This window comes from Microcella daejeonensis (genome assembly GCF_026625045.1).
GTDB lineage: Bacteria > Actinomycetota > Actinomycetes > Actinomycetales > Microbacteriaceae > Microcella > Microcella daejeonensis.
The window spans coordinates 2,181,852-2,194,047 of sequence record NZ_CP113089.1; the positions used below are offsets into that span (position 1 = coordinate 2,181,852).

10 protein-coding genes are annotated in these 12,196 nt (G+C 73.8%); 7 read left to right on the plus strand and 3 right to left on the minus strand.

What is annotated here, in order from left to right:
- The first annotated feature begins 70 nt into the window (after nt 1-70).
- Both infB and rbfA read left to right on the plus strand, forming a co-directional pair.
- Nucleotides 71-2,755, plus strand: coding sequence for a translation initiation factor IF-2 (gene infB / locus OVN18_RS10580; protein ID WP_267780744.1), 2,685 nt, complete (start codon nt 71-73; stop codon nt 2,753-2,755).
- Nucleotides 2,756-2,823: 68 nt separating this feature from the next.
- Nucleotides 2,824-3,264, plus strand: coding sequence for a 30S ribosome-binding factor RbfA (gene rbfA / locus OVN18_RS10585; protein ID WP_168915541.1), 441 nt, complete (start codon nt 2,824-2,826; stop codon nt 3,262-3,264).
- A 107-nt stretch (nt 3,265-3,371) separates the two neighbouring features.
- On the opposite strand, the gene OVN18_RS10590 is transcribed toward rbfA, so the two are convergent.
- The gene (locus OVN18_RS10590) at nt 3,372-3,548 is read right to left on the minus strand and encodes a hypothetical protein (RefSeq protein WP_267736993.1); all 177 of its coding nucleotides are present in this window, start codon (nt 3,546-3,548) and stop codon (nt 3,372-3,374) included.
- A gap of 129 nt (nt 3,549-3,677) precedes the next feature.
- A complete protein-coding gene (locus OVN18_RS10595) occupies nt 3,678-4,553 on the minus strand; it encodes an HhH-GPD family protein (protein ID WP_267783008.1) in 876 nt (291 codons plus the stop codon).
- Between the two features lie 40 nt (nt 4,554-4,593).
- Here OVN18_RS10595 and OVN18_RS10600 point away from each other — a divergent pair, with 40 nt between their 5' ends.
- The 4 genes from OVN18_RS10600 to OVN18_RS10615 all read left to right on the plus strand — a co-directional run bounded on the left by OVN18_RS10600 (nt 4,594) and on the right by OVN18_RS10615 (nt 8,933).
- Nucleotides 4,594-5,292, plus strand: coding sequence for a nucleoside/nucleotide kinase family protein (locus OVN18_RS10600; RefSeq protein ID WP_267780745.1), 699 nt, complete (start codon nt 4,594-4,596; stop codon nt 5,290-5,292).
- A gap of 100 nt (nt 5,293-5,392) precedes the next feature.
- Nucleotides 5,393-6,856 (plus strand): SDR family oxidoreductase, encoded by a 1,464-nt coding sequence (locus OVN18_RS10605; protein WP_267780746.1) that lies wholly within the window; start codon nt 5,393-5,395, stop codon nt 6,854-6,856.
- Nucleotides 6,857-6,914: 58 nt separating this feature from the next.
- A complete protein-coding gene (locus tag OVN18_RS10610) occupies nt 6,915-7,910 on the plus strand; it encodes a CAP domain-containing protein (RefSeq protein ID WP_267780747.1) in 996 nt (331 codons plus the stop codon).
- Between the two features lie 66 nt (nt 7,911-7,976).
- Nucleotides 7,977-8,933 carry a glycerophosphodiester phosphodiesterase gene (locus OVN18_RS10615; protein WP_267780748.1) on the plus strand — a complete coding sequence of 319 codons (957 nt, stop codon included), beginning with the start codon at nt 7,977-7,979 and terminating at the stop codon, nt 8,931-8,933.
- Nucleotides 8,934-8,937: 4 nt separating this feature from the next.
- Here the strand turns inward: OVN18_RS10615 and OVN18_RS10620 are convergent, their stop codons facing one another.
- Nucleotides 8,938-10,299 (minus strand): M20/M25/M40 family metallo-hydrolase, encoded by a 1,362-nt coding sequence (locus tag OVN18_RS10620; RefSeq protein WP_267780749.1) that lies wholly within the window; start codon nt 10,297-10,299, stop codon nt 8,938-8,940.
- A gap of 55 nt (nt 10,300-10,354) precedes the next feature.
- Between OVN18_RS10620 and OVN18_RS10625 the strand changes: the two genes are divergently transcribed.
- Complete coding sequence (locus OVN18_RS10625; protein ID WP_267780750.1) at nt 10,355-12,187, plus strand: DUF2207 domain-containing protein; 1,833 nt, start codon at nt 10,355-10,357, stop codon at nt 12,185-12,187.
- Nucleotides 12,188-12,196: the final 9 nt, after the last annotated feature.

A 12,196-nucleotide genomic window follows, 5' to 3' on the forward strand; every position in this document is an offset into this window, starting at 1 on the left:
CGAAATGAGACCCGTCCACTACTAGTGGTCCGCCCCTGCCTGGGAGCGGATCCCAGACAGGAGATAAGAAGTGGCTGGAAAACCACGCGTGCACGAGATCGCGAGCGAGCTCGGCATCGAAAGCAAGGTCGCCCTCGAGAAGCTCAAGGAGCTCGGCGAGTTCGTCAAGGGTCCCTCGAGCACCATCGAGCCCCCCGTCGCCCGCAAGCTGCGGCAGGCCGTCGAGGCCGCGGGCATCGCCAAGAAGCCCGAGGCCGCCGCGCCCGCGCCGGCTGCGAAGCCGGCCGCCGCGAAGCCCTCGGCGACCCCCACCGCCCCCAAGCCCGCTGAGGCGCCGGCGGCTCCCGCCGCTCCGGCCGCCGAGGCCCCTGCGGCTCCGGCCGCGCCGGCCGCTCCCGCGGCGAAGCCCGCCGAGGGCGGCGAGTCGAAGCCCGCCTCCGCGGCGCCCGGCACGCCCCGCCCCGGCAACAACCCCTTCGCCTCGCAGCAGGGCATGGCCCGCCCCGGCGCAGCCCGCCCGGGCAACAACCCCTTCTCGTCGTCGCAGGGCATGCCCCGTCCCGGTGGCGGCGCCATCCCGCGTCCGACGGCTCCGCGTCCCGGCGCCCCGCGTCCCGGCGCCCCCCGCCCCGGAAGCCCGCGCCCCGGCGCGCCCCGCGGCAACACGCCCTTCCAGGGCCGCACGGGCGGCCCCGGCCGTCCCGGCGGTGCTCCCGGTGCCGGCTTCCAGCGCCCCGGCGGCGCTCCGGGCGGCGGCTTCAGCGGCCCCCGCCCCGGTGGCGGCGGCGGACGCGGTCGCGGACCGGGCGGCGGCACGGCCGGCGCCTTCGGTCGCGGCGGCGGCAAGAGCAAGGCGCGCAAGTCCAAGCGGACGAAGCGGCAGGAGTTCGAGATGCGGGAGGCTCCGTCGGTCGGCGGCGTCAGCGTTCCCCGCGGCGACGGCAAGCAGGTCATCCGCCTGCGCCAGGGCGCCTCGATCACCGACTTCGCCGACAAGCTGGAGCAGCACAGCGGCATGAACGTGCCCCCGGGCAACCTCGTGACGGTGCTGTTCCACCTCGGCGAGATGGCCACGGCCACCGAGTCGCTCGACGGCTCGACCTTCGAGGTGCTCGGCGCCGAGCTCGGCTACCGCATCGAGATCGTCTCGCCCGAGGACGAGGACAAGGAGCTCCTGGAGAGCTTCGACATCGACCTGGACGAGGAGGAGAACGAGGAGGACCTCGTTATCCGCCCGCCCGTGGTCACCGTCATGGGCCACGTCGACCACGGAAAGACCAAGCTGCTCGACGCCATCCGCGAGGCGAACGTCGTCGCGGGCGAGGCCGGCGGCATCACGCAGCACATCGGTGCGTACCAGGTGTGGACGGAGCACGAGGAGATCGAGCGCGCCATCACCTTCATCGACACCCCGGGCCACGAGGCGTTCACCGCCATGCGCGCCCGTGGTGCCCAGGTCACCGACGTCGCCATCCTCGTGGTCGCGGCGGACGACGGCATCATGCCCCAGACGGTCGAGGCGCTCAACCACGCCCAGGCCGCCGGGGTGCCGATCGTCGTCGCCGTCAACAAGGTCGACAAGGAGGGCGCGAACCCGGCCAAGGTGCGTCAGCAGCTGACCGAGTTCGGCCTCGTCGCCGAGGAGTACGGCGGAGACACGATGTTCGTCGACGTCTCCGCGCTGCAGCGGAAGGGCATCCCCGCCCTGCTCGACGCGGTGCTGCTGACGGCGGATGCCGGGCTCGACCTGCGCGCCAACCCGGCCCGCACCGCTCGCGGCGTCGCCATCGAGGCCCGCCTCGACAAGGGTCGCGGCGCGGTCGCGACCGTGCTCATCCAGTCGGGAACGCTGCGCGTCGGCGACGCGATCGTGGCCGGCACGGCCTACGGCCGCGTCCGCGCGATGGTCGACGAGAACGGCGAGAAGATCGAGGAGGCCTACCCCTCGCGCCCCGTCGCGGTGCAGGGTCTCTCGAGCGTGCCGAAGGCCGGCGACACCTTCCTGGTGACCGACGACGACCGCACGGCGCGCCAGATCGCCGAGAAGCGCGAGGCCGCCGAGCGCAACGCCCAGCTGGCCAAGGCCCGCAAGCGCATCAGCCTCGAGGACTTCACCAAGGCGCTCGAGGACGGCAAGGTCGAGTCGCTCAACCTCATCATCAAGGGTGACGTGTCGGGTGCCGTCGAGGCGCTCGAGGAGTCGCTCATGAAGATCGAGGTGGACGACAGCGTGCAGCTGCGCATCATCCACCGCGGTGTGGGTGCGGTGACCGAGAGCGATGTGAACCTCGCGACGATCGACAACGCGATCATCGTGGGCTTCAACGTGCGCCCCGACACGAAGGCGCGCGAGCGCGCTCAGCGCGAGGGCGTCGACATCCGCTTCTACTCCGTCATCTACGCGGCGCTCGAGGAGATCGAGAGCTCGCTCAAGGGCATGCTCAAGCCGGAGTTCGAAGAGGTGCAGTCGGGCGTCGCCGAGATCCGCGAGATCTTCCGCTCGTCGAAGTTCGGCAACATCGCCGGTGTCATCGTGCGCAGCGGAACGATCACGCGCAACGCGAAGGCCCGCGTCATCCGCGACGGCGTCGTGGTGGGGGACAACCTCGCCATCGAGTCGCTGCGGCGCTTCAAGGACGACGTCACCGAGGTGCGCACGGACTTCGAGGCCGGTATCGGTCTCGGCAAGTTCAACGACATCCAGATCGGCGACGAGATCGAGACGATCGAGATGAAGGAGAAGCCGCGCGTCTGATCGACGCCGGTTCCGCGGCCCCCGTCGTTCGACGGGGGCCGCTCTCCTCCCCAGTGAAGGGAACGACCATGGGTGAGAGCCCTCGCGTGCGGAAGGTCGCCGACCGCATCAAGGAGATCGTCGCCAAGCGGCTGGAGCGCGGCATCCGCGATCCCCGCATGGGCTTCGCCACGATCACCGACGTGCAGGTGACCGGCGATCTGCAGCACGCCAGCATCTTCTACACCGTCTACGGCTCCGACGAGGAGCGCGCCGACACGGCCGCGGCCCTCAAGGCGGCCACGGGCATGCTGCGCACCGAGGTGGGGCGCAATCTCAACACGCGCCTGACCCCCTCGCTCGAGTTCATCCTCGACGGGGTGCCCGAGAACGCGATGGCGATCGACGCGCTGCTGCGCGAGGCCCGTGAGCGGGATGCCCGCACGCTGGCCGAGGCGGAGGCCGCGGAGTACGCGGGCGACCCCGACCCCTACGTCAAGCCGCGCGAGCTCGGCGACGACGAGGACTGATCACGCACGAGCAGCGCCCCCGATACGGCGAAGGCCGCGCCGGGGGCGCTGCTCGTTGCGCCGTGGCGGAGCGTTTCGCGCGCCGGCGGCCGCCGGCCCGAGCGCGACTACTCGGTGAAGATCTCGACCTGACCGCCGCCGATGACGAGCGAGACGATGCTGATCGCGACGGCGCCGCCGGTGATGAGCACGGCGATGAGCCCGAGCACGCCGAGCAGCGCGCCCTCGACCTTGCCGAGCTTCTGCGTCGACTCCGACGGGGTGGGGGAGGTGGGGAGCGTCATCGCGGGTCTCCTCGTGCGGTGCGGCCCTCGGAGCGAGGGCGAGAACGGTGGGCGGCCGCGGACGGCCTCTGCACAGCATCCTGACACGGATGCGTCTGCGCGACGGCCGGGAGGCGATCGCGTCGGCTGTCAGGAGCCGGGGAGCCGGTAGCCCTCCTCGGCCGAGCCGAGCGCGAGCCCGTCGCGCAGCAGACCTGCGAGAGCCCGTTCGCGCTGCACGGCGTCGGGCCAGAGCGCCTCGACGACCTCGGCGGGCACGGGGGTGTCGGACTGCCGCAGCTCGCGCATGATCAGCCCGCGCACCTGGCGGTCGCTGCCCTCGAACTTCGCCTGGCGCGGGGCGGCCGGGCCGTCGTAGGCCGGGTAGCCCGCGGAGCGCCAGGCGCAGAGGTGCGCGATCGGGCAGGCCTCGCAGCGCGGGGCGCGGGCGGTGCAGACCGTCTGCCCGAGCTCCATGGTGCCGCCGTTGAGGGCGCGGGCGCGCTCCGGGTCGGCGGGCAGCAGGGCCTCCATGGCCGCGAGGTCGACGCGGGTGCGCGCGGGGCCGGCCTCGCCGAGACCGTTCACCGCGCGGGCGATGACCCGGCGGGTGTTCACGTCGACGACGGGCGCGCGCACCCCGTAGGCGAAGCTCGCGACGGCGCGGGCGGTGTAGTCGCCGATTCCGGGGAGGGCGAGCAGGGCATCCACCTCGCGGGGCACCACGCCATCGTGGCGCTCGCTGATGGCGACGGCGGCCGCGTGCAGGGCGAGGGCCCGGCGGGGGTAGCCGAGACGGTCCCACGCGCGCACGGCCTCGGCGGGGGAGTCGGCGGCGAGCGCGTCGGGCGTCGGCCACCGCTCGAGCCACTGCGCGAGGCGCGGGATGACGCGCGCGACGGGGGTCTGCTGCAGCATGATCTCGCTCACGAGCGTGCCCCACGCCGGGAATCCCGGCTCGCGCCACGGCAGCGGTCTCGCGGCCTCGTCGAACCAGTCGATCACCGCCTGCGCGAGGGCTGACAGACGATCGGCGGGCTCCACGGTGCCAGCCTAGGGTGGTCGCATGAGCGAGAACCCCGCCGCCGAACCGGTCTCCGACGCCGACGCGACGCCGCTGCCGGATGCCCGCCTCACCCTCCTCGACGCGCTCAGCACCGAACTGCTCGCCCTGCACCCGCGCGGCCGCATCATCGTCGCGATCGACGGCGTCGACGGCGCGGGAAAGACCCGGTTCGCCGACGGCTGGGCGCCCGTGCTGCGAGCGCGCGGCGCCGCGGTCGTGCGCGCCTCGATCGACGGGTTCCACCAGCCGCGCAGCGCGCGGTACGCGCGCGGACGCGAGTCGGCGGAGGGCTACTACCGCGACTCGTTCGACCTCGGGGCGCTCCGGGCTCGGCTCGTCGAGCCGTTCCGCTCGGGGGCGGAAGAGGTCGAGACCGCCGTGTTCGACCATGAGAGCGATTCCGCTGTCGACGAGCGCGAGAGCGGCATCCCGCGCGATGCGGTGCTGCTGCTGGACGGGATCTTCCTGCACCGGCCCGAGCTGAGGACGCTCTGGCACTGGACGATCTGGCTCGACGTGCCGCCGGAGGTGCGCGACGCCCGGCTGCGGGCGCGCGACGGCGAGCACTCGGTGGCGCCGCGCTACACCGAGGGGCAGTACCTGTACGAGAAGGAGGCGAACCCGCGGCGGGCCGCCTCGGTCATCATCGACAACGCCGACCCGGCGAGCCCGCGGCGCCTCTTCGACGACTTTTGCTGAGCGCCCGGGAGCGCCTCGCCGCGGACCGGCGGCTGAGCGCGCGGTGGGAGGCGCACCGCGACCGCACCGCACTCCCAGCACTCGCCCCTAGCCTGGCGCGATGCGCGTACTGGTCACGGGAGCTACGGGGTACATCGGCGGGCGGCTCGTCCCTCGCCTCATCGAGGCGGGCCACGACGTGCGGGTCTTCGTGCGCGACGCGGCACGGCTGCGCGAGGTGCCGTGGGGCGACGAGGTCGAGGTGGCGCAGGGCGATCTGCAGCACGCCGACGACGTGCGCGCCGCGGTCGAGGGCATCGAGGTCGTCTACTACCTCGTGCACTCGATGGCGTCGAGCGGCGACTTCGAGCGCACCGAGCAGGTGATCGCCCGCACGGTCGCCGACGCCGCGAAGGCCGCGGGCGTGCGCCGCATCGTCTACCTGGGCGGCCTGCACCCCGACGGCCCGCTCTCGCGCCACCTGCGCAGCCGCAAGGAGGTCGGCGACATCCTGCTCAGCTCGGGAGTGCCCACGGTCGCCCTGCAGGCGGGCGTCGTCATCGGCTCGGGCTCGGCGAGCTTCGAGATGATCCGCCACCTGACCGAGGTGCTGCCGTACATGCCCGCGCCGAAGTGGGTGCGAAACTTCATCCAGCCGATCGCCGTGCGCGACGTGCTGCACTACCTGATCGAATCGGCCGAGCTGCCCGACGACGTCAACCGCACCTTCGACATCGGCGGCCCCGACGTGCTGCGCTACGGGCAGATGATGAACGGCTACGCCCTCGAGGCCGGGCTCAAGCAGCGCCCCATCGCGAGCCTGCCGGTGCTCACGCCGTACCTGGCCAGCCAGTGGGTCAACCTCGTCACGCCCATCCCGCGCTCGCTCGCCGTGCCGATCATCTCGAGCCTGCAGTACGACGCCGTGGCGCGCGAGCACGACATCGACGCCGTCATCGCGCCGCCCGAGGGCGGGCTCACCGGCTACCGCACCTCGGTGCGCTACGCCCTCGCCAAGATGCGCGAGGGCGAGGTCGAGACGAGCTGGCGCAATGCGGCGGTGCAGGGCGCCCCGAGCGACCTGCTGCCGAGCGACCCCGACTGGAGCGGGCACACCGTCTTCACCGACCTCAAGACGATCGACTCCTCGGCGCCCCCCGAGGCCCTGTGGCGCGTCGTCGAGGGCATCGGCGGCGACAACGGCTGGTACTCGTGGCCCGTGGCATGGGCTGCGCGCGGCTGGCTCGACAAGCTCGTCGGCGGCGTGGGGCTGCGCCGGGGCCGTCGTGATCCCGAGCGGCTCGCGCCGGGCGACGCCCTCGACTGGTGGCGCGTGGAGACGATCGACCGCGGCCGGTTCCTGCGCCTGCGCGCCGAGATGAAGGTGCCGGGCCGCGCGTGGCTCGAGTTCTCCGTCGAGCCCCGCCCCGGGGGCGGCTCGCGGCTCGTGCAGCGCGCGATCTTCTTCCCCTCCGGGCTCGGGGGCCGCCTGTACTGGACCTCGATCCTGCCGTTCCATGGCGTGATCTTCCAAGGCATGGCAAGCTCGATGGCGAAGACCGCGGTATCGGGCCGAGCCCGCTGAGCCGCGACGATCCTGTGCCGATCGGCACCGACCGTTCTCCGGGGGGAGAAGAACGACCATGACGGATGCCCGTCCCGCGCTCGCGCGCGCCCTCGCCGCCCTGACCCTGCTCGTCACGCTGCTCGCCGGCCTCGTGCTCGCCGGCCCCGCTGCGCCGGCCCACGCCGATGAGTCGGGCGTCATCGCGGCCCGCCTCAACGAGGCCCGCGCGGCCAACGGCCTCGGCGCGCTGCGGCGCAACGGCTCGCTCGATGCCGTCGCCGCCGCCTGGGCCGCGCAGATGGCGGCGAGCGGCACGCTCGCGCACAATCCGAACTACAGCACCCAGATCCCGGGCGGCTGGAGCCGCGTGGGCGAGAACGTCGCCCAGGGCTACCCCTCGGGCTCGGCCATGCACGACGGCTGGTGGAACTCCTCCGGCCACCGCGCGAACATGCTGGGCGCCTACACCGACGTCGGCATCGCCTTCCTCAGCGCGGGCGGCACCACCTGGGGCGTGCAGGTCTTCGCCGCCTACGGGGCGCTCCCGGCCGCCCCGGCCCCGGGGGCGGCTCCGGCTCCCGGCTCCGGTTCCGGCCCCGGCGGCTCGTCATCGGGTGCATCGCGCGCGGCCGCCGACGCCGCCGCCACGGAGGCCGCGCGCGTCGCGGCGGAGGCCGAGGCCGCCGCGGCGGCGGAAGCCGCGCGCATCGCCGAGGAGGAGCGCGTGCGCGCCGAGGAGCTCGCGGCCGCGCAGGCCGCCGAGGAGACCCGCATCGCGCGGACCCGCGAGGCGCTCGCCGCGCAGCAGCAGGAGCAGGAGGAGGCCGCGGCGGTCGCCGCCCGCACCTCGAGCGGCGGGCCCGTGGACCCGAGCGGGGCCGACCCGGTCGCCGCCTCCGCGGTGGGCGCCCTCGAGGGCGTGCGGGTCGACGCCGGTGCGGTGCTCGCGGCGCTCGCGGGTCTCGCCGCGCTCGTCGGGGGCGGGATGCTCGTGCCGGGCATCCGTCGTCGCATGATCGGTCTCGCGCGACGCGCCGAACCCGCGAAGGCGTTTCAGGTCACAGAACGGTAACGCCGTGGGCTAGGGTGACGGAACCCGCACCGTCGCGGGCACCCCGACCCTCATGGGAGCGTGCCGATGACGTCACCGCAACCCGTCCACCCGAGCCCCGCACGGCAGCCCCGCGCGCGCCCCGCCCGACGGCGGCCCGCGCATCCCGCGCACCGCACAATCGCCGCCGCCGCGGCGACCGTCGCCCTCGTGCTCGTGATGAGCGTCGACGCCGATGCCGCCTCGGTGCACGCCGCGAGCGTGCAGGCGCAGAGCATGTTCGGCGGGCTGCGGCAGCCGGGCGACGCGGCCTTCATCGCGGGCCACCGCGGCGATCGGGCCACCGCGCCCGAGAACACGCTGCCCGCCATCGCCGCCGTGCTGGAGTCGGAGATGGAGTACGTCGAGATCGACGTGCAGAAGAGCCTCGACGGCGAGCCCGTCATCATCCACGACGAGACCGTCGATCGCACGACCGACGGCACCGGTCTCGTGGCCGAGCTGACGTGGGCGCAGCTCTCGGCGCTCGATGCGGGCAGCTGGTACGCGGGCGAGTACGCGGGGACGCGCATCCCGCATTTCGACGAGTTCATCGCGCTGTTCCGCGGCTCGCAGAAGAAGGCCCTCGTCGAGCTCAAGGGGGAGTGGTCGGTCGACGAGATCCGCCCGCTCGTGCGCGAGATCTACGCCGCCGGCGTGCAGAGCCGCATCGTCTTCGCGAGCTTCGCCTTCGCGACGATGCACCATCTGGTGGATGCCGCACCGAACCTGCCGCGCGTGATCATCCGGCGCGATCTGCAGTTCGATCCCGTCTGGCTCGCCGAGTTCTACCGCGCGGCCGCCGTGCTCACGCGCCTGCAGGCCGTGGAGGAGGATCCGGGGGTGGTCGACCGCATGCACGAGGCCGGGTACGGGCTGCTGCTCTACACGCTCAACAGCGAGGAGCGCTGGAGCGAGGCGCTCGACTACGGCGTCGACGGCATCATCACCGACGAGCCCAGCGAGCTCGACGCCTGGCTGGCCAACACGGCGCCCGGCACGTAGCGGCTCAGCGCCGGCGCAGCAGCGCCGCGTAGACCTCGATGCCCTCGAGCCACGCGTCGACCCTGATGCGCTCGTTGCGGGCGTGCAGGCAGGAGCGCTCCTCGCCGCTCATCCGGAACGGCGCGAAGCGGTACACGTGATCGCTGATCGTCGTGAACCAGCGGGCGTCGCTGGCCTGCATCATCACGTAGGGCGTGACGAGCAATCCGGGATGCACCTCCTGCACCGCCGCGACGACCGCGTTCCACGCCTCGCCCTCGGCGGGCGACACGGGCGAGGGCTCGCTCGGATCGGTCACGCTCACGACAACCTGCGGGTCGTCGATCGCCCGCCGCACCTGCTCGACGGCCTCCTCGACGCTCGAGCCCGGAGCGACGCGCATGTTCACCGTGGCCTCGGCGCGCTCGGCGAGGGCGTTCGCGGCGTGCCCCGCGCGCAGCTCGGTGACCGCGCGCGTGGTGCGCACCATGGCCGCCGTCTCGGGACCGCGGCGGGCAAGCACCCGGGCGAGCACGGGCGCGAGAACGTCGACGAGACGGAAGACGGTGCGCAGCGGCGGGCGGGCGTGCGCGCCGAGCGTGCGGATCATGCGGCGGGTGGTCGGGTCGAGGCGCACGGGAGCGGGGCGCTCGGCGAGGCGCAGCACCGCCCGCGCGAGCCGATCGGTGGCCGAGAGCGGGGGCGGGCTCGCGGCATGCCCGCCGTGCTGGTCGACGCGCAGGTGCAGCACCGTCACGCCCTTCTCAGCGACCCCGATGACGGCGAAGGGCTCGGCGACCCCGGGGAACGCGCCCTGCACGATCGCCCCGCCCTCGTCGAGCACGAGCGCGGGGCGCTCCCCGCGCTTCTCCAGCGCGCGGACGATCGCGCGCGCCCCCGTCCCCGCCGTCTCCTCGTCGTGCCCGAAGGCGAGCAGCACGTCGTGGCGCGGCGTCACGCCCTCGGCGAGCAGGCGCTCGACGGCTTCGAGGACGGCGACCGCGGCGCCCTTGTCGTCGAGCGTGCCGCGGCCCCAGAGAACCCGCTCACCGGTCTCGTCGCGCGCGAGCACCGCGTCGAAGGGCGGGTGCTCCCATCCCTCGTCGTCGGCCGGTACGACGTCGTAGTGCGCCATGAGCACCGTCGCCGGGCCGGGCTCCCGCCCCTCCCACCGGTAGAGCAGCGCGTGCCCGGCGTGCCGCTCGCGCTGCAGCACGGCGTGCACTCCGGGGTAGAGCCGCGGCAGCGCCGCGAGGAACCGGTCGAAGGGCTCCGGATCGCCGCCGCTCCGCGACGACACCGTGGGGATGCGCAGGAGCTCGCGGAACCGCTCCAGCGCGGCGTCGTCGCCGTGCACCGGGGCGGCCGCGGTCGAGACCTCGGTCATCCGCACACTCTAGGCCGCCGCGCCCACGGGCACGAGGGCCGCTAGCCTCGCCCCTATGAGCCCGACGCCGCATCGCACCGCCGCCCTGCTGCTGCTGGCCGCTCTCGCGCTCGGGGTCGTCGGGTCGGTCACGGCGGGGCTCACGGCGGTGCCCGTGCCGGCGCAGGCCGCGTCCAGCGGCTCGGTCGACGACTTCGTCTTCGACTCGATCGAGGTCGAGTACCGGCTCGACCGCGACGCCCGGGGCCGGGCGACGCTCGATGTGGTCGAGACCCTCGTCGCCCGGTTCCCCGAGGCCGACCAGAACCGCGGCATCCGCCGGCAGATCCCGGAGCGCTACCAGGGCCGTCCGACCGGGCTCGAGGTCGACTCCGTGACCGACGAGCGCGGGATCGCCCGACCGTACTCCGTCGAGTCGGAGGACGGCGTCACGCGCGTCACCGCGGCGGTCCCCGAGGGGCAGTTCGTGCGCGGGGTGCAGACCTACGTGATCACCTACTCCCTGCGCGATGCCGTCGACGCGTTCGACGACACCGGCGCCGAGGAGTTCTACTGGGACGTCACGGGGACCGACTGGGCCCAGCCCTTCGCCCGCGTGACCGCCCGCGTGGTGCTCGGAGAGGGTCTCGCCGAGGCGCTGCTGCCCGAACGGCTGTTCTGCTACCGGGGTGCGGCGGGCTCGACAGACCCCTGCCCCATCGCGCTCGAGGGCGGCACCGTCGTCGCGACCGCCGATGGTCAGGCCCCCTATGAGACGGCGACCGTCGCACTCGGGTTCCGCCCGGGCACCTTCACCCTCTACGACGACTCCTACCTCGCGAGCCCGGGCGCCGTCGTGCAGGTCCTGGGCGGTCTCGCGGCGATCGCGACCGCCGCCTGGGCGGTCGTCCTGCGCCGCGGCCGCTACCGCGATGCGCCCGGTCGCCCGGTCATCGTCGCCGAGTACCTGCCGCCGCGGGGGCTGCCGGTGATGGATGCCGCGCTCCTGCTGCACCATCGCAACCGGGCCGTGGCGAGCCAACTGGTCGACCTCGCGGTGCGCCGCGTGATCACGATCATCGAGACCGGCACCGGGCGCGGAGGGCGCAAGCGCTCGTGGCGCCTGCGCCTGGAGTCGGCCGAGGGCGTCGAGGGCGCGGAGCGCGCCCTGCTGGAGGTGCTCTTCCCCGCCGGCCTCGTCCCCGGTGCCGAGAAGACGCTGACGAACAGCGACACGACGACGGGCACCGCCATCCAGAAGCTCCTGCTGCGGGAGGACGGGCGCATGACGACGCGGGGCCTGCGTCGCCCCGTCGCTACCCGGCACGGGCTCGGCCTGACGGCGCTGGCCCTCCTCGCCCTCGTCGCGATGGGCGTCGGCGCGGCGATCGCGGCGGGGGAGGCTCGGGGCGGCGGGCTGCCGTTCGCCCTCATCCTGCTCGCGATCGGCGGCTTCGCGGTGGTCGCGGTCTGCCTGTACCGCCGGCCGTTCACGGCCGAGGGCAGCGAGGTGCGCGATCATCTGCGCGGGCTCGAGCGGTACATCCGTCTCGCCGAGGCCGATCGCATGCGGGTGCTGCAGTCGCCCGAGGGCGCGCTGCGCGACCCGGTCGATGCCTCGAGCCGGGACGAGCAGCTGCGGCTGACGGAGCGGCTGCTGCCGTGGGCGGTGCTGTTCCACCACGAGAAGCAGTGGGCCGAGGTCCTCGGCCGATACGCCGACGAGACGTACCAGCCGGAGTGGTACCGGGGCACCGGATCGTTCTCGGTCGCGAGCTTCTCCGCCGGGGTCGGCGCCATGGCGTCCACGGTGACGTCGAGCTACTCGGGCTCGAGCTCCTCCGGCGGGTCGAGCGGGGGAGGGTCCGCCGGGGGCGGTGGGGGCGGAGGCGGCGGCGGAGGGGTCTGAGAGTCCGCC

What these genes read in the sequence shown, in the direction of transcription:
- OVN18_RS10625 (WP_267780750.1), top strand. Translation starts at nt 10,355, where the DNA reads ATGAGCCCGACGCCGCATCGCACCGCCGCCCTGCTGCTGCTGGCCGCT.
- OVN18_RS10615 (WP_267780748.1), top strand. Translation starts at nt 7,977, where the DNA reads ATGACGTCACCGCAACCCGTCCACCCGAGCCCCGCACGGCAGCCCCGC.
- OVN18_RS10610 (WP_267780747.1), top strand. Translation starts at nt 6,915, where the DNA reads ATGACGGATGCCCGTCCCGCGCTCGCGCGCGCCCTCGCCGCCCTGACC.
- OVN18_RS10605 (WP_267780746.1), top strand. Translation starts at nt 5,393, where the DNA reads ATGCGCGTACTGGTCACGGGAGCTACGGGGTACATCGGCGGGCGGCTC.
- OVN18_RS10620 (WP_267780749.1), bottom strand. Translation starts at nt 10,299, where the DNA reads ATGACCGAGGTCTCGACCGCGGCCGCCCCGGTGCACGGCGACGACGCC.
- OVN18_RS10600 (WP_267780745.1), top strand. Translation starts at nt 4,594, where the DNA reads ATGAGCGAGAACCCCGCCGCCGAACCGGTCTCCGACGCCGACGCGACG.
- rbfA (WP_168915541.1), top strand. Translation starts at nt 2,824, where the DNA reads ATGGGTGAGAGCCCTCGCGTGCGGAAGGTCGCCGACCGCATCAAGGAG.
- OVN18_RS10590 (WP_267736993.1), bottom strand. Translation starts at nt 3,548, where the DNA reads ATGACGCTCCCCACCTCCCCCACCCCGTCGGAGTCGACGCAGAAGCTC.